This window comes from Sphingomonas sp. R647 (assembly GCF_020177055.1).
In the GTDB taxonomy this organism is placed as follows: Bacteria; Pseudomonadota; Alphaproteobacteria; order Sphingomonadales; family Sphingomonadaceae; genus Sphingomonas.
Map to the genome: position 1 here is coordinate 73,998 of NZ_JAIQXT010000010.1, position 16,270 is coordinate 90,267.

The 16,270-nt window shown below is 66.0% G+C and carries 12 protein-coding genes; 4 read left to right on the forward strand and 8 right to left on the reverse strand.

The window, feature by feature from the left end; genetic code table 11:
* The first annotated feature begins 17 nt into the window (after positions 1 to 17).
* The 3 genes from K9B35_RS19675 to K9B35_RS19685 all read left to right on the forward strand — a co-directional run bounded on the left by K9B35_RS19675 (position 18) and on the right by K9B35_RS19685 (position 4,158).
* Positions 18 to 1,349, forward strand: coding sequence for a HipA domain-containing protein (locus tag K9B35_RS19675; protein ID WP_318245991.1), 1,332 nt, complete (start codon positions 18 to 20; stop codon positions 1,347 to 1,349).
* 647 nt (positions 1,350 to 1,996) lie between these two features.
* Entirely contained in the window at positions 1,997 to 2,491 is a 495-nt protein-coding gene (locus tag K9B35_RS19680) for a hypothetical protein (protein WP_224923710.1), read from the forward strand.
* Entirely contained in the window at positions 2,491 to 4,158 is a 1,668-nt protein-coding gene (locus tag K9B35_RS19685) for an amidohydrolase (RefSeq protein ID WP_224923711.1), read from the forward strand. The genes K9B35_RS19680 and K9B35_RS19685 overlap by 1 nt, the downstream gene beginning before the upstream one ends.
* Before the next feature lie 59 nt (positions 4,159 to 4,217).
* Here K9B35_RS19685 and K9B35_RS19690 read toward each other — a convergent pair whose 3' ends face one another.
* The 8 genes from K9B35_RS19690 to K9B35_RS19725 all read right to left on the reverse strand — a co-directional run bounded on the left by K9B35_RS19690 (position 4,218) and on the right by K9B35_RS19725 (position 13,349).
* The gene (locus tag K9B35_RS19690) at positions 4,218 to 4,847 is read right to left on the reverse strand and encodes a DUF4198 domain-containing protein (RefSeq protein WP_224923712.1); all 630 of its coding nucleotides are present in this window, start codon (positions 4,845 to 4,847) and stop codon (positions 4,218 to 4,220) included.
* Entirely contained in the window at positions 4,844 to 5,140 is a 297-nt protein-coding gene (locus tag K9B35_RS19695; RefSeq protein ID WP_224923713.1) for a DUF3325 domain-containing protein, read from the reverse strand. Before K9B35_RS19695 ends, K9B35_RS19690 begins: the two co-directional genes overlap by 4 nt.
* On the reverse strand, positions 5,137 to 6,726 hold the full coding sequence (locus K9B35_RS19700; RefSeq protein WP_224923714.1) for a PepSY-associated TM helix domain-containing protein: 1,590 nt from the start codon (positions 6,724 to 6,726) through the stop codon (positions 5,137 to 5,139). Before K9B35_RS19700 ends, K9B35_RS19695 begins: the two co-directional genes overlap by 4 nt.
* Entirely contained in the window at positions 6,723 to 7,034 is a 312-nt protein-coding gene (locus K9B35_RS19705) for a hypothetical protein (protein WP_224923715.1), read from the reverse strand. Before K9B35_RS19705 ends, K9B35_RS19700 begins: the two co-directional genes overlap by 4 nt.
* Positions 7,031 to 9,232, reverse strand: a complete 2,202-nt coding sequence (locus K9B35_RS19710) for a TonB-dependent siderophore receptor (protein WP_224923716.1) — start codon at positions 9,230 to 9,232, stop codon at positions 7,031 to 7,033. Before K9B35_RS19710 ends, K9B35_RS19705 begins: the two co-directional genes overlap by 4 nt.
* Positions 9,233 to 9,344: 112 nt before the next feature.
* Entirely contained in the window at positions 9,345 to 10,640 is a 1,296-nt protein-coding gene (locus tag K9B35_RS19715) for a cytosine permease (RefSeq protein WP_224923717.1), read from the reverse strand.
* Positions 10,637 to 11,740 carry a DUF917 domain-containing protein gene (locus K9B35_RS19720; protein ID WP_224923718.1) on the reverse strand — a complete coding sequence of 368 codons (1,104 nt, stop codon included), beginning with the start codon at positions 11,738 to 11,740 and terminating at the stop codon, positions 10,637 to 10,639. Before K9B35_RS19720 ends, K9B35_RS19715 begins: the two co-directional genes overlap by 4 nt.
* Positions 11,730 to 13,349 (reverse strand): hydantoinase/oxoprolinase N-terminal domain-containing protein, encoded by a 1,620-nt coding sequence (locus K9B35_RS19725; protein ID WP_224923719.1) that lies wholly within the window; start codon positions 13,347 to 13,349, stop codon positions 11,730 to 11,732. Before K9B35_RS19725 ends, K9B35_RS19720 begins: the two co-directional genes overlap by 11 nt.
* Positions 13,350 to 13,567: 218 nt before the next feature.
* Between K9B35_RS19725 and K9B35_RS19730 the strand changes: the two genes are divergently transcribed.
* The gene (locus tag K9B35_RS19730) at positions 13,568 to 16,258 is read left to right on the forward strand and encodes a helix-turn-helix transcriptional regulator (RefSeq protein WP_224923720.1); all 2,691 of its coding nucleotides are present in this window, start codon (positions 13,568 to 13,570) and stop codon (positions 16,256 to 16,258) included.
* The last annotated feature ends 12 nt before the right edge of the window (positions 16,259 to 16,270 follow it).

A 16,270-nucleotide genomic window follows, 5' to 3' on the forward strand; every position in this document is an offset into this window, starting at 1 on the left:
AGCATCGCGTGCTCGATGTGTGGCTCGACGGATTTCCAGAGCCCGCCGGGCAGCTTGACACATTGCTGTCAGGCAGCGTCGAGTTCCGTTACGCGCCTGCCTTTCTGGGGACGGACCTTACCCTGTCGCTTTCGATGCCGCGTTCCGAAGTGCCGGTCGCCGATCCGCTCACCCGTGCCTTCTTCGATAACCTGCTCCCGGAAAACAACCAGATGCAGCGCATGATCGAACGTGAAGGAATCGACCGCGGTGATTTGGTGTCCATCCTCGGCTTGGTCGGCGCGGATTGCGCGGGTGCAATCTCCTGTCTGCCGGCTGGCTCGCCGCCGATAAAGGTGCCGGGCGAGCTTGCGAGCGACTATACGCCGCTCGATCCTGCGGAGCTTGGCCTCATCGTGCAGCGCCTCGCCGACCGCGAACCGCTCCCCGCTGCCGTCATCGACCCGTCGCCGGTTGCTGGCATCCAGCGCAAGCTCGCGCTTACCATTCTACCCGATGGCCGCTATGCCCTGCCGGCCCGGGAGCGCAAGGTTCCAACCACCCATATCCTTAAGGTACCGCGCCGCACAGAAGGGGGGGAAGCGCTGCAGGAAGCCGCGGCCTGCAGCCTTGCGAGCGGATGCGGATTTGCGGCGTCGAACACGCAGCATGTCGTGATCGATGGCGTCAACGCAGTGCTTATCGAGCGCTTCGATCGCCTCGTCGTCGATAATGTCGTCTATCGCCTTCACCAGGAGGATTTCGCGCAGGCACTGGGGCTGCCCGCTTCGCTCAAATACGAACGAAACGGCGCTGAGGGACGCCGTTTCGACACAGCGGGCATCTATGGGATATTGATGCAACTCGCGCGGCCCGCCCAGGCGATCGAGACCTTCCTGCTTGCGACCATCTTCAACCTCGCGATCGGCAACACCGATAATCACGCCAAGAACCATGCGATCCTCTATTCGCCTGACGGAGCGGCGCGGCTGGCCCCGCTCTACGACATGCTCCCGATCCGTCTGAGCGAGCGCTATACTCACCAGCTCGCTTTCCACCTCGCCGGTGCTAAATTCTTCGATGCGATGACCGCAGCCGACCTCAAGGCCTTTCTCGGGGGCTTTGGCCTCGCTGGCGCGCGCGCGCGGCGCTTCATCGCTGGGCCAGTGCGCGAGATGCTCGAGCAACTCGAGCTGCGATCCGCAGGGCTTCGTGCCGCCGGGCTGCGGTTCTTCGACGATCTCATTGGCCGTGAACTTGGTCATCTCAATGGCCTGCTGGAGCTCGGCCTCGACCTGCGCGAGCGGGACTTTTTGGTGTCGGACAGGGCGCTACGGGGGGATGGGCGGGCGTCAGCTGAGGACTACTGATCGGCCTACCTGAAAACACGCACTGACGGAGCTGTTCACGGCACCGACTCGCAACACTTGCTGTTGGCATGGCCAGCGCATCCAAGCGCGGTTCCTCCAGAACAGCGGCGTCAAATGGAGATATCGCACGGTGCGTTGCACGGCGCGCTGGACGGACGCGCAATGTGAGCGGCTGTGACGGGCAAATGCCAGACAATCGTCATGATGCAGGTTACCATGATCGGTATTTCAGGAACCAGCAGCGGGACGCTCTGTTGGCTTGGCGTAGCATCCATGCTGCGGCCAGCTGGAGAATGCTGATGTCAGCCCATCATTGAGGCGCATGGCGGGCGGCTCTGGGCCGAGGCCGCTCCCGATGGCGGGACCGTTTTCCACTTTACCGTGAGCGCCGCAGATGGAGGAAATACCGTTGCGTGATGCCATGGGCCTACGCTTTGGCGCAGCGCGGTCTTTCATGACCCGCAACGATGGCCCGCGCGGCCTGCGCATCGGCTTTGCCAGTCTCAACGCGCATGAAGCGCGCATCGCCATTGCGGCATTGCGCGAAGCGGCGGGGTAAAGCGCACTGGTCCCTCGAACGCGATCAACTTGGATGTTTTCCGATCCACCGCATCGGCAGACATTTTGGGGAAACGGGAGGAAACCAGATGAAACACGCATTGTTTGCGCTCGCCCTGCTCGCCGCTCCAGCTGCGCTGGCGCAGGACACCCCGCCGCCCCCCGCACCGGCTGCCGAGGCAGAAGCAGAAGCATGGCCGGAGGCGTGGTTCGAGATCTTCAAGCTGGCACCGGGCAAGCAGGAAGCGTTCATCCGCCGCATCGCCCAGGCTGACGAAGTCGCGGCAGCGGGCGGACAACCGCCGATCCAGCTGTTTTTCCATGAAAATGGCGCGGACTTCGACGTCATCATCTTCAAGGCCGTGACGGGTCGCAAGCCGACTGCGGAACAGCAGGCGGCGATGGCGAAAAAGAGCAAGGAACTAGGGATGGAGAGCGGACCGGCCTATTTCGTCGGCATCCGCGAACTGATCGCCGAACATACCGATTCCAAGACCTATGGCCCGCTGTCCGCCGCCAAATGGCTTGGGCGACTGGACAAATGGCGGGCGGAACATCCGCCGCGTTCAAAGGCAGGTAAGTGATGCTCGGCCGCCGCGCACTCTTTGCGCTTGGTGCCGGAACCGCGGCGGCGGCGATCAACCGCACCGCCTTCGCCCGAAGCGACGACCAGCTCGACACTGCCTGGATCAATGCGCGCGTCTGGACCGGCGCGGGACCCGACACGCGGACCGATGCGATCGGGGTAAAGGGTGACCGCATCGCCGCGATCGGCGCCGATGCGGTGCGCGCGCGAACCGGCAAGCGTACCCGCATGATCGACCTTCAGGGGGCGTTTGTGACACCGGGCTTCATCGACCCGCATGTCCATTTCGTCATGGCCTCGACCATGTTGACCCAGGCGTCATTGCGCGATGCCGCGAACCAGAAGGCGTTCGTCGAGAAGATCGCCGACGCGGCAAAAGCCCTGCCCAAGGGCCAGTGGCTTGAGGGCGGCAATTGGGACCAGGACCGCTGGGGTGGCGAGATGCCGCACCGCAACTGGATCGATGCGGTCACCCCGGACACGCCGGTCGCGGTGATCCGCTACGACCTCCACATGCTGTTCCTCAACTCGCTGGCGCTCAGGCTCGCGGGGATCGATCGCAACACCGTGTCGCCGCCGGGCGGGGTGATCGAAAAGGATGCCGATGGCGAACCCACCGGAATCATCAAGGATTCGGCCAAGGAACTGGTGCTGCGCGCGATCGGCGAGCGCACCCCCGCACAGATCGACGCGACGGTCGCAAAGGGGATCGAGGTCGCGCTGAGCAAGGGGGTGACTCAGGTTCACCCGACCGAGCTGGAGACGATCAGCTTTGACTCCACCCGCCGCTTGCGCGCCAGGGGTGAGACGGGGCTGCGCTTCCGCCACTATCTCCCGCTCAAGGATTGGGAGGATCAGGCCAGGCTGATCGCGCGTGAGGGGCGCGGCGACGACTGGGTCCAGTGGGGCGGGTGCAAGGTTGTATTCGACGGGTCACTGGGGTCGCGCACCGCGAAATTCTATGAACCCTATCTCGACGACCCAACCACGCGCGGGATCATCGTCACCGACCCCGCCGACCTGCGTCGCTGGATTGAGGGTGCGGACAAGGCCGGGCTTCAGGTTACCGCGCATGCGATCGGAGACGAAGCGAACGATATCGTCCTCGACACGCTTGCCGCGGTTGCCAAGGCCAATGGCCCGCGCGACCGGCGCTTCCGCGTCGAGCATGTCCAGCATATGAAGCCGCACGCAATCCCCCGTTTCAAGGCACAGGACGTGATCGCGTCGGTCCAGCCCTATCATGCGATCGACGATGGCCGCTGGGCGGTACGCCGGATCGGCGAGAAGCGGCTGGAGACGAGCTTTGCGTTCGGATCGCTCGTGCGATCGGGCGCGCATGTCTGCATGGGGTCGGACTGGCCGGTCGCGCCGATCGACCCGTTTGCCGGGCTGGACGCAGCGGTCAATCGCGAGACGCTGGATGGCAAGCATCCTGAAGGCTGGCATCCCGAACAGCGCGTGACGCTCGCCCAGGCGCTGCGGTGCCATACGCGCGAGGGTGCTTATGCCGGGTTCAACGACGCGAAAATGGGACTGATCGCCCCTGGGCATCTCGCAGACTTCGCCGTGATGGATCAGGACCTGTTCGCGATTGAGTCGCATCTGCTCACGCGTACATCGGTGCTACGCACCATTGTCGGCGGTGTTCAGCGTTTCGGCTGAACGACTTGCCCGCCGCCTGAAGGGGCGCGCATTGCCGATGCGCGCCCCTTCCCGCCTGTTTATCGCACCACGAAGCTGGTCGTGGTGATCCGGCTGACCATCTGGACCGCGCCGGAGGACAGGGTGAAATCGCCCGTTTCCTTCAGCTCCGCCTTGACGATGTACCGGCCTTTTTCGCGCAGCGGGAGCTCGACCTGCCCCGACGCGTCGGTTTCCAGCGCCAGCATCCACCGTTCGGGCGAGACGAGCGTCACCGCCTGTTGCGCGACCGGCTTGCCATTGAAGATGACGGTGAAGCGGTTGCCATTGGACGAAACCGGAACGATTTCAAACGGCAGCCGCGCGGCCGTGTCGCTGCGCCCGCTGCGGGCGTAATAGACACCGCCAGCCGTCTTGCCGTCCTCCTGCCAGGGCGCAAAGATGTTATCGTCCCACACCCGCACGTCGCCCGGCGCGACATCCATCTCGATATAGCCCGGCCCGCGCGTCTGCTTCCCGGTCGATGCCGGCACCAGCTTGGGCGACTTGAGCGAAGGGAAGGCAGGATCGCCGGCGGCCGGGATCGGCTTTTCAGGCTCGCCCAACCAGATCTGAAGCTTGCCGTTGGCGCCGCGTTCGGCCCAAAGTTCATGCGCCTGGGCGCTGGTCGCGGCGGCCAGCGCCAGTGCGGCGATCCACATCTTCTTCATTCGATCTTCCCCTTGCGATGAGGCTCCCCGGCGGGGAGCAGGTTGAGGGCGAGAAACAACAGTCCCGCGCCCAGCATGACCGATCCGACCCACAGGATCGGGCCGAATACCCATCCCTGCGCGAGGATCGCGGGTGGGAAGGACAGCGCCAGCGCCGCCCATGCTCCCAGTCGCATAAGGCTGACTGTCGCGACGGCGGGCGCGCGGCCCAGCCGGCGGCGGTGATGCTCGGGCGTCGAAAGCCCGAACAACGCAAAGGCGAGCGCGGAAAGGGCGAGTGTCAGCGCGCTCATTGCGCCGGCTCCAGCGTCATTGCCGGAACCAACGATCTCCGCATTTTCGGCCTTGCAGGCCGGTATCGCCCCACGCGCCGCGCGACGGCGAGAAAGCCGAGGCCAAACACCAGCAACGCCCCGTCGATCCCGGCCAGCATCCCATCACCGCGCCCCAGCGCGGCGACGAGACCCGCATCGGTCCCGACCAGATTGAAGAGCGGCAAGGCCAACAGCAACGCGCCGGTCAGCGTGAACAGCACGACCCAACCAACCCGCGCCCGACTTGTCAGCGCCAGCAGCGATGCCGCGCCCCATGCAATGAACAGGCAGTGGATTTCCCACTCCGCGCGTCCCCCCATCCCGAGGGGCAACAGCCGATTGGCCCAGAACAGCGCCGCAATGCCGAGCGGCAGCCCGCCGATCGCCGCGACATTCAGCCGCTCGACCAGCCGGAACCCCAAATGCGGCCGGTTGGGATCGGGCAGCTTTTCGCGGCGTTTGACGGTCCACATGACCATCCCACTTGCGACCATCACGCATCCCGCCACACCGCTCAGGAAATAGACAAAGCGCAGCCAGTCATTCGCAAAGCGCCCGGCATGCACCCCGATCATCGCCCCGGCAGTAGTGGACGCCGCGTCCTGCGCCGGCGCGGTCCAAACCGGCTTCCCAGTCACGCCGTCATAGGTCATGCGCGGGGTGCGCGAAGACAGCATCGTCGCGCCCGACCGCAGCACGCGGACCTGAGCGCCGGCATCGCCGGGCTCGTTCACCTCGATATAGCCCGCCGCACCGCCGAGCCGTGGTTCGGCGTCACGCAGCACTGCGGTGAGATCGACCAAAGGAGCAGCGCGTCCGGTGCGTTCCGCCTGCACCCCCTCGGGATAGAGGCTGTCGAAATAGGCCTCGCCCTTGTCGGAATAGGCCGCGACGCTCGCCCAGGGCAGCAACGTCACCATCAGCGTGACGAGGCCGGTATAAGTGATCATCAAATGGAACGGCAGGCCAAGAACCGCGGTCGCATTATGCCCGTCCAGCCAGGAGCGCTGCCCCTTGCCCCGGCGCAGGGTGAAGAAGTCGCGAAAGATCTTCTTGTGCGTCACGACGCCGGACAGGATCGCGACCAGCATGAACAGCGCGGCGATCCCGACCAGCCACCGCGCCCAGATGACCGGCATGTAATAAAGGTCGAAATGGAAGCGGTAGAAAAACTCCCCGCCGCGCGTCGCACGCACATCGACGGGGTTGCCATTCGCGTCGATCGTCGCCTGTTCACCGCGGCGGCGACGGGGCCGTTCGCCCTCCTTGAGCTGTGGCACCCAGGACACGACCGCGCCATGGCTCGACGCGCCCGGCAGCGTGATGAACCAGCTCTTGGCGTCCGTTGCCCGTTGCGCCAGATAGCGCTGTGCCCCGGCGACGACCCGTTCGGGCTGGGTCACCGGGGGAAGCTCGGGCCGCATCCAGCGGTTCAGCCCCTCGCGATAAAAGGCGATGGTGCCGGTCACGAACACCGCGAACAGCAGCCAGCCAAGCAGCAGTCCCGACCAGGTGTGCAGAAACGCCTGCGACTGGCGAAAGCCCTGTTCCCCCGAGACGCTCATGGCCGCCCCCCGAGGAACGACAGCCACAACAACAGGCCCGCCGCACCGCCAAAGATCGCCGTGATCGCGAACGCGCGGGCCCCACTACGCGCCGCAAACGCCCACATTGCGATCACGGCACAGATGGCAAATGCCACCAGCATGCCCGTGGTGGTGGCGGCGGCTCGCGTCATCGGCAGCGTCCGCGACAGGGCCATCGCCCATAATGTCGCGACTCCGTAACCGATCGGCAACGCCACTGCGATGCGTAGCATCAGGTCGCCCAGCCGCCGCCGCCGACCGGCACGCCCTATCGCCACCCCGCTCATGGATAGGCGATCCGGAGCGTCGCGAACACGCTGCGCGAGCTGCCGAAATAGTTGCCGCGCCCGGTCGAGGAGATGCGGGCATAATAGGTGCGGTCGAACAGATTGTTGACGTTGACGCTCAGCGAGACCTGATCGGTCAGCTTGTAGCCGGCGCGCAGGTCAACCACCGCATAATCACCCTGTCGGACGATCGAGGACCGCGTGCGCAGGCTGCCATCGGCATTGAACACCGCCGCATTGCCGCCCCAGGTCGCGCTGAACCAGGTGACGCCGCCGCCAAGGCTCGCGCCCTTCAGCAGCCCGTCCGGCGCGACATAGTTGGTGAACAGCTTGACCGAATGTTCAGGGATCACCGGGACGAGCGAAATACCTTCGAGCAGTGCATTGCTGTCCTCGAGATATCGGCTCTTGGTGTAGCTATAGCCGCCATTGACGCGCCAGCCGGGCAGAACTTCGCCCGCCGCCTCGACCTCGATGCCGCGCGCGCGCACCTTGCCGATCTGGAACACGACATCAGGCAGGTCGGCATCGTTGAACAGGCGATTGGACTGGGTGATCTGATACCCGGCAAGCGACAGCAACAGCCGGTCGTCGGCGAGCGACAGCTTGGTCCCTACCTCATATTGCGCGCCGACCAGCGGCTCGATCTGCCCGCCATCGCTGCGTGGCTTGGCCGAGCTTTGCGGGGAGAAGCTGTCGGCATAGCTGGCATAGAGGTTGAGCTGGTCGGTGACGTCCCAGACGATGCCGGCATAGGGGGTGAACTTGCCCTCGATCCCATAGCCGGTCTCTGTCCCGAGGGTCGGCAGCACCGTCTGCAGATCGGTATCCCACCAGGTCAGGCGTCCGCCGCCGACCAGCGTCACGCCAGCGATCGGGCTGAGCCGCATCTGGCCATAGAGCCCATATTGCTCGACGCGCGTGAGCGTGCCGCCGCGCACCTGACTGACCGGGCCATTGACGCCGGCATAGGCCGGCAAGTTGGTGTAGGGATCGAGCGGCGGTTCGGCTGGCGAGACCGGGTTGTACACGTCGATCCGCGCATAGTTGGACAGGCGGGTATAATAGCTCGCGTAATCGCTCGCCTGATAATCCGCTCCCAGGATCAGCGTCTGATCGCGCCCGAACATCTTGAAGGTGCCGATGCCGTTGACGTCGAACGCCGTCGTTTTCTGAAAACTGTCGCCGCGATAGGCGATGTGGCTGGTGACGCCGCTCGCCTGCGTAATCGGCTGGTTGCCGATATAGCTGTACACGTCGATGCGATCGACATTGGCGATCAGCCCGGTCGCGCGCAGCGTCCAGCGATCGCTGATCTCGTGCGCGATTTCGCCGAACCACGACCAGCTTTCGGAGCGGAATCGATTCCAGTCCGCGCCGAGATAGGTGGAGCGATCGATGTCGAGCAGACGCCCGTCGCTGCCATCGGTACCGCCGATGATCCCGGGCAGGCCCGACTGGATCGCCGGCTTGAACCGGTCGTAATTCCCGCCCAAGGTGATCGTGGTGCGGTCATCGATGCGGACCGATGCGGTGCCATAGGCGGCGACGCGGTTGCGATGGGCGACGTCGAAAAACTGGTCCTGGTCCTGCACCATCGCGCCGACCCGAACGCCGATCGCATCGCTGAGCGGCGCGGACAGATCGATCTCGCCCCGGAAATTGTCGTAGCTGCCATAGCCGGCCAGCGCCTCGACCTTGAAGCGGTCGAGCGGGCGCTTGCGCACGAGGTTGATGCTGCCCGCCGGATTGCCCGAACCGCTGAACAGGCCGGCTGGCCCGCGCAGGATTTCGATCCGGTCATAGAAGAACAGGTCGGGGACCACCCCGGGGAAGCCAAAGGCGCGGGTCGCCACGCCATCGATCAGATAATTGTTGATGGCAAAGCCGCGCGACAGGAAGGACGGGTCCTCGCTGCCAACGCCATTGACGGTGATGCCGGGGGCGGCGGTCGCGACATCCTCCAGCGTGAACAGGCCCTGCGCCTCGATCTGCTCGCGGTCGACGACGGTGACGGTGTTGGGCACGTCCTTAAGCGGCGTGACCGTCTTGCCGACGCCGGTGCCATAGCTCTTGCCGAGGATCACCACCTCGTCACGCTCGGCGTCGTCAGCGGGTGCGGCGTCGCGGGCCAAAGCCCCCGGCGCCCACAATCCCGCCGCCGCAACGCTCACCAGCCACTTTCCCATCGTACGCATACCCGTTCACCCCTTGTTTGAGTCGGGGGTCGGATAGCCAAGATGTTTTTGCGAGTCACTAGCATTAGCGATTTAATGCGCAGGAGTGTGAGCTCTTCGCACATAGCGGGGCTCACATGGCTTCGCGGGCGCGGCGCGATGCCGCCCGGCTGCTCCGCGTGACGATCAGATAGGCAACGGTCGCCAGGATGGTCGCGTCGATCATCGGCACCGTCGTCACCGTCAGCGCGAACCGTTCGGCCAGCAGCGCCACTGTGATCGAACCGAGCCACACCAGCGTTGCGGGCCAGCGGATCGCGGGAAGCCCCCGGATCGAGGCGGCCGGATCGGCCTCACGAAACGCGGTGAAGGCATCGATGACATAGATCGCGGCAATCGGCGGAATGATGATCGCAAGGAAGATCAGGAACGGCACGAAGCTGTCGATGATCCCCCACAGCGCAAAACCACCGCCGATCGCTCCACCGGCGCAGATGAAGATCCACGGGCGCACACGTGGAAAGGTCGCCCCCATCGACAGGCTCGCAGAATAGAGATTGGCGGCGTTGATCGTCCAGATCGACAGGATCAGGATCAGCAGGACCGGAAGGCCAAAGTCGGCCATCACCACCAGCTTCATGATATCGGTCTCCCCCGTCGCCAGCGCCGGGAGCACCGATGCGATCATCAGCAGCGGGGTTGCCACCGGGAACGACAGCACCATCCCCACCGCTGCCCCGCGCGCCGTGCGGATGTAGCGCGCAAGGTCGGGCATCGCCGCGACGGTCAGCATGTTGCCGCCGACCAGTGCCGACAGCGCGATCCCGAAGGTCATCGGGATCGGCGGCGTTGCCGAGCGGTCGAGCTCGACACCCGACTGGCGCAAGATGATCCATGCGACCGCGCCGAGGATGATCGCCAGCAGCGGCACCGCCACCAGCGCCAGCCGGTCGAGCGCGCGGAAGCCGAAGATCGTCGAGACCGTCATGAGCACGCTGCCCGCAATCACGAATGTCCCGAAGCTGCCGGGGATCGCGTAGCCCTGCGACACCAGCGCCATGATCGCACCGGCGAAAAAGGACACATTCACGCCGAACCAGCAATAATGCACGATCGCGACAACGATATTGACCAGTGCCGCGCCCTGTTTCCCGAACGAGCGCTGGATCAGCAGATAGGTGGTGAGCCGTGTGCGCACGCTGACCCAGGCGGTGAAGCACGCGCCTGCGCACAGGATGGCCCCGGCGATCAGTGCGACCAGCACCGCCTGCCAGAAGCCGAGCGCCAGGCCGATCTGCGCCCCGTTGAGGAAACCCGGCAACGCGATCGAAAAGCTCGCGACGATCAGCGCGACGCGCCAACCCGCGACGGTCAGACGCTCCGGAAGCGGTGCATCGGCATATTCTCCGCCCGGAACGTCTGTGCTCATCCCCTGTCCCATCCATTGAGTGTTTCGATCGGGCAATAGGCGTCGGCAAAGCCGAATGCGGCCGGCCCGACCAGGGCCAGCGCGCGCGCCTCACGCAGCATCGCCGGCGCGGCCGCGCCGACGACCTTGACGCGCTGTCCATATTTCAGGCGCTCGGTCGTGATCGAATCCGCCGTCTCGCGGTCCATCACGGTGATCAGGTCGGGCACCATCGCCACGACATCGCCGTCACGACGGGCGACCAGATTTTCGTTCTGAAACACCAGCTCCATTCGCCCCGTGCCCGCAAAGCCCTCGATCACCACGCGACCGATCGAAAACCCGCCCTGTGTTTCGCGCTCCAGATCGACGATCTTTCCGTCGAACAGCTCGCCGGCAAAGGGATAGAGCGATGTTGCGCGCAGGGCCGCATAGAGCGCCGCGAACGGATCGTCGCCCTGCGCGCGCGCCTCACGGACTGCAGCGCCGATCGCGATCGCCGCCGATACGCTGCCGCCGATCGCATGATCCTTCGCCTCGCGCCCGGTCAGCGGATATTCGACCATGTGCGCAATGCCGCCGAGCGCGACCGACAGCCCGCGCGCGACGCGCTCATGCGTCAGATTGTCGGGCGTTTCGATCACGGTGAGCGACCCGCACGCGGCGGTCAGCACCGACGGGCAGGCCGAAAGCCCGCGAATGTTGAAGATCGCCATCTGCGATTCCGGGAACGCCCGGCCCATCCCGTCGGCATCGACCACCGGCACGCCCAGCCGCGCCGCGCTGACCAGCGGCGCCAGTCCGTTGCCTCCGCCAATCTCGATCGGCAGCACGGCATCGACCCGCCGTCCCATTTCGCGCTCCAATCGCCGCAGCCCGGCCAGCGCCTCCTGCCCGCTCGGCAGCTTTTCGACCGAGACGGTCGGCGCGCCGATCCATCCGCACGGGACGACGAGTGCATCGTCGGCGAGGCTGTCGAGCGACACCAGATCGAACGCATCGATCCGGCCAAGCTCGGCCTGCCCCAGCAGCAGGCTGTAATAAGGGTCGCCCCCGCCGCCTGATCCCAGGAATGCGGCGCCCTGGGCGAGGTCGGCCAGCGCCGTGCGATCAATCCGCATGCTGAACCTGTCGCGGCGCAGTTTCATCGATCGGCAGGCCGGCAAGATCGCCGACTGCCCGCACGCGCAACTGCGCGGCACGGCCCGGGAGATAACTCAGGAACACTTCATCCACTTCCACAATCTGGACACTCTGCGCGATGCCGCCCGCCGCAACCACTTGCGCGGTGACGTCTGCGCGCATGCGTTCGATCGCCTCGGCGCGCGGCTCGCGGTCATAGGCGATAATCTGCTCGATCTGCGCACCGACCTGCGCGATTGCGGCGCCGACCGCGTTGGCGACCGCCGCATGCTGCGGTCGCAGCACCCGCGCCGCGCCCTTCAGGCTATCGGCGATCAGGAAATTGCCGCCGCCGACCGCAAGGATCGTGGCATCCCCGCGCGTCGTCTTCATCCGGTCGACCGCTTCCTCCAGCATCGCCTGAAACCGCGCCCATGTCGCGGTGAGCATGGCGGCGCTGAATTCGGGCAGCGCGGCACGGTCGCCAAATTCCGCCCGACCGGTCGCGACTGCAACGTCGCTGGTGGTCAGCGTCGCTCCGCCGAACACCATTGCCTCGCGTGCAATGCGATAGCCGACCGAATCCGGCCCGACCTTGAGCGCGTCGGCCGGAACCTGCGCAGCGGCGTACAGCGCCGGATCGAGATGGACCCGCGTCCCCCCGCCCAGCCCGATCGCGAGAATGTCCGGCATCCGGAAATTGGTCCGCACCCCGCCGATATCGACTGCGATCGAGGACTCGCGGGGGAAGCCATTGGCCAGCACGCCGATATCGGTCGTGGTCCCCCCGACATCCATGACGATCGCGTCCTGAACCCCGGTCAGGAACGCGGCGCCGCGCATCGAGTTGGTCGGCCCCGATCCGATGGTCAGCACCGGGAACGCCGCGGCCTGCGCCGCCGAAATCAGCGTTCCGTCATTCTGGGAAATATAAAGGGGCGCGGCAATGCCAAGCTCCGCCAGCGCACGCTCGAACGAGGCCATGACGCTCGTCGCCAGCGCGGCAAGCGCGGCGTTCAAGATCGCCGCATTCTCGCGCTCGATAAACCCGATCCGGCCGATCGCGCTCGACACGGTGACGCGCGCATCGGGGTGCTCGTGCGCGAGGATTTCGGCGGCGCGCGCCTCCATCGCGGCATTGACCGGGGCGAAGGCGCAGGTGATCGCGACCGCGCGCACCCCGCGCGCCTTCAGCTCCAGCGCCGCTGCACGCACCTTGTCCGCATCGAACGGCGCGATCTCACGCCCGTCCACCTCATAGCCGCCGGGCAACAGGAAGACATGATCGCCGATCCTCCGCGACAGATCATCGGGCCATCCGGTCAATGGCGGCAACGCCTCACCCGACGGGCTGGCCAGCCGCAGCACGCCCACCGCATCCAGCTTGTTGCGTTCGATCAGGGCGTTGGCGAAATGGGTCGTGCCGATCATCACCGCGCCGACGGCATCGGGGGCAACGCCGGCTTCTTCGAGCACCGCGCGGATCGCGGCTGCAACGCCACCACTGACGTCCGCGCTGGTCGGTCGCTTGGTCCACGCCCGAATGGCCGACCCGTCCATCAACACGGCGTCGGTGTTCGTACCGCCGACATCGACACCAATTCGCACGCATCAAACTCCCGCCCTGAACCTGAGCCAAAGGGTGCGGCGGCAAGTCATTGCCCGCAACGCGAAAAACGGGTGCAGCGGGCGTGGAACGGGTAAGCGGCCCTGGATTGCGGGTAATCATGGAACCGCCGCTTGAGTGCAACGCGCGTGTAACATAGCGTGTCGGCCAGAGAGCGGGGGTTGACGGACACGATGGAGGTCGCGGCAGGGTGAAGCTGATGGATGAGCCGATCCACACCAAGCTCGCCCCGCCAATGTGGATGGGGAACCAGATCCGGCGCGACATGTTGCTCGCCCGTCTCGATACCGCGCTCGACCGACGGCTGACGCTGATCCAGGCGCCCGCCGGCTATGGCAAGACCAGCCTGTTGGCACAGTGGCGCGCGCGGTTCGATCCGGCGCTGGTCCGGGTCGCCTGGCTGACGCTGGAACGCGATGACGCCGACCTCAAGCATCTTGCCCGCTACATCACCCTTGCGCTGGACGAGACCGCGAGCGGCGAGAGCGAGCGCAACGCCGCCTCGCTCCCCGCGCGCGCGGCGGTGTCGGCGGTCGTCAACCGGCTGGCGCGCGAGACCCGGCCCGTCGTTCTGATCCTCGACGATTACCACCATGCCGAGGGGCCGGAGGTGGACGCATTCGTCCGCGCACTGATTCAGCTGGCCCCGGAAAACTGCCACTTCGTCATCGCATCGCGGGACTACCCATGGCTCGGCCAGTCGGCCCTCGCAGCCGAAGAGCAGCTGGTCGAGCTGACCGCGAGCGACCTGCGCTTTTCGACGCACGAGGCCGAGGCACTGCTGACGCGGGCGCATGGCGAGGGCCTGGCCGATACGGAGGTCCGTAGCATCGTCGCGCGGACCGAGGGCTGGCCGATCGCCCTGCAGCTCGCGTCGCTTTCGCTCAAGCGCGGGGCGGCGCATCACGCATTGGTCGAGCGGTTTCGCGGACCCAGTTCCGAGCTTGCCCGATATCTGTCCGAACAGGTGCTGATGACGATGCCGGAGGAGACGCGCGAGATCGTCGTGCGCACCGCCCTGCTCGATCGCCTGACCGGCGACGCCGTCAACCTGCTGTGCGACCGCAGCGACGGGTGGCTGGTGCTCGAACGGCTCGAGGAACAAGGCATGTTCCTGACCCCGCTGACGCCCGAGCGGCAAGCCTATCGCTACCACCAGCTGTTCGCCGAGCATCTGCGTGAACGGCTTGAGCGCGGGGACAGCGCCCGGTTCCGCGCGCTTCATCGGCGCGTTGCAACCTGGTTTGCCGAGCGCGGCGAGACGGCAGAAGCTGTCGGCCATGCGATTCAGGGCGATGACGATGCGCTGCTGGCGACGATCGTCGAGGATGCTGGCGGATGGCGCCTGATCCCGCAGGGGCAGCAGGCGATGGTCGAACGCGCGCTGGCCAAGCTGCCCGAAGCGACGGTATCGGCCCGCCCGCGCCTTGCGCTTGCCCGCGTCTATCTGGAGATCAAGCGCGGCGAGATGAGTCATGCCCGCGCAGATTACGACCGTTGCGCCGCCAGTTTCGACCGTGCCGACCTGTCCGCCGACCAGCGGATCGAAGTGCGCGTCGTCGGCGACGTGCTGGCCGATTACGAAAATGAGCCGGTGGGCCTCGACGACCTGCTCTCGCGCGAGGCATTGCTGCGGACGCTACCGTCCAACGACCATCTCATTCTGGCGAACGTCTGCGAGACCTTGGGCGCCAAATATTTCGAGGGCGGCTGGCTGGAGCGCGCGCTGGAGCCGACGGTGGCGGCGCGCGACCATTATCAGGCGATGGGGTCGCTCTACAGCGACCTGTTCACCCGCTTTCTCGAATCGCGCATCCGCCATGCGCAGGGACGGATGAAGGATGCCACCGCGATCCTGGCCACAGCACGGGCGGAGATCGAAAGCAATTTCGGGCCACGATCGGATCTTGCGGCCAATTGCGCGGCGTTCGAGGCGGGCCTGCTCTACGAACAGGACCAGACGGCCGCCGCGCTGGCGCTGCTCGACTGGGCAGTGCCGCATATGGAGCAGTCCGACGGCTGGGCCGATGTTTATGTCGCCGGCTATCTCAGCGCCGCACGGGCACACGCGGCCGAGGGGCGGATTGACGATGCACGCACGATGACCGCGCGCGCCCGGCGGCTGGCCGAGCGGCGCGGGCTGCGCCAGCTCGATCTGCTCGCCGCGCTGTGTGAGGTCGATCTGCTGATCGATCAGGACCTCGACGCCGCGCGCGCGGCTGCCGATGCAGTGGGCCTCGACGCGTTGGGTCAGGCCGATGCGGAGGACTCGTCGGTGCACCGTCCGGTCGTGACCGCGGCGCGGCTGTGCCTTGCCAAGTTCGCGCTGATCGACGGCGATCATGACGCCGCGCTCGACATCCTGCGCGGGCTGCGCCGCTGGGCGGCCCAGCATGGCGCCGGGCGGCTGTTGATCGACGTCAACATCCTGATAAGCCATGGCCTGCGCGTCTTGGGGGAAAGCGCGGCGGCGCAGGTCTGTTTCGACGACGCCGTCGGGACCGCGATGTTTCAGGGCTTCATCCGCCCGTTCATCGATCTGCGCCGGTTCGGCGAGGAAGGGGTCGATGCGACGCTGAACGGTGCAGCACAGCTCGACCGTTTCCGCGCGCAGTTCCTCAAGGGCATCGCCCGCACGCTGGCGGCCCGCCCGGTCAGCACCGCGACGCCAGGGGTCTTGAGCGATGCCGAGGCGGCGATCGTCGCACATTTGAGCTTTGGCTATTCGAACAAGGAAATCGCGCGGCTGATCGGGATGTCGCCGGACACGGTCAAATATCGGCTCAAGTCGGTGTTCAAAAAGATCGGCGTGCAAAAGCGGCGCGATGCCGTGCGCGTGCTGCACGAGCGCGGGTTGATCGCCGGGGATGCACCGGCAATCGCGGAGTGACCCGGGCGGCGC

What these genes read in the sequence shown, in the direction of transcription:
- K9B35_RS19700 (WP_224923714.1), bottom strand. Translation starts at nt 6,726, where the DNA reads ATGAGCGTCTCGGGGGAACAGGGCTTTCGCCAGTCGCAGGCGTTTCTG.
- K9B35_RS19720 (WP_224923718.1), bottom strand. Translation starts at nt 11,740, where the DNA reads ATGCGGATTGATCGCACGGCGCTGGCCGACCTCGCCCAGGGCGCCGCA.
- K9B35_RS19685 (WP_224923711.1), top strand. Translation starts at nt 2,491, where the DNA reads ATGCTCGGCCGCCGCGCACTCTTTGCGCTTGGTGCCGGAACCGCGGCG.
- K9B35_RS19710 (WP_224923716.1), bottom strand. Translation starts at nt 9,232, where the DNA reads ATGCGTACGATGGGAAAGTGGCTGGTGAGCGTTGCGGCGGCGGGATTG.
- K9B35_RS19690 (WP_224923712.1), bottom strand. Translation starts at nt 4,847, where the DNA reads ATGAAGAAGATGTGGATCGCCGCACTGGCGCTGGCCGCCGCGACCAGC.
- K9B35_RS19705 (WP_224923715.1), bottom strand. Translation starts at nt 7,034, where the DNA reads ATGAGCGGGGTGGCGATAGGGCGTGCCGGTCGGCGGCGGCGGCTGGGC.
- K9B35_RS19695 (WP_224923713.1), bottom strand. Translation starts at nt 5,140, where the DNA reads ATGAGCGCGCTGACACTCGCCCTTTCCGCGCTCGCCTTTGCGTTGTTC.
- K9B35_RS19680 (WP_224923710.1), top strand. Translation starts at nt 1,997, where the DNA reads ATGAAACACGCATTGTTTGCGCTCGCCCTGCTCGCCGCTCCAGCTGCG.
- K9B35_RS19715 (WP_224923717.1), bottom strand. Translation starts at nt 10,640, where the DNA reads ATGAGCACAGACGTTCCGGGCGGAGAATATGCCGATGCACCGCTTCCG.
- K9B35_RS19730 (WP_224923720.1), top strand. Translation starts at nt 13,568, where the DNA reads ATGGATGAGCCGATCCACACCAAGCTCGCCCCGCCAATGTGGATGGGG.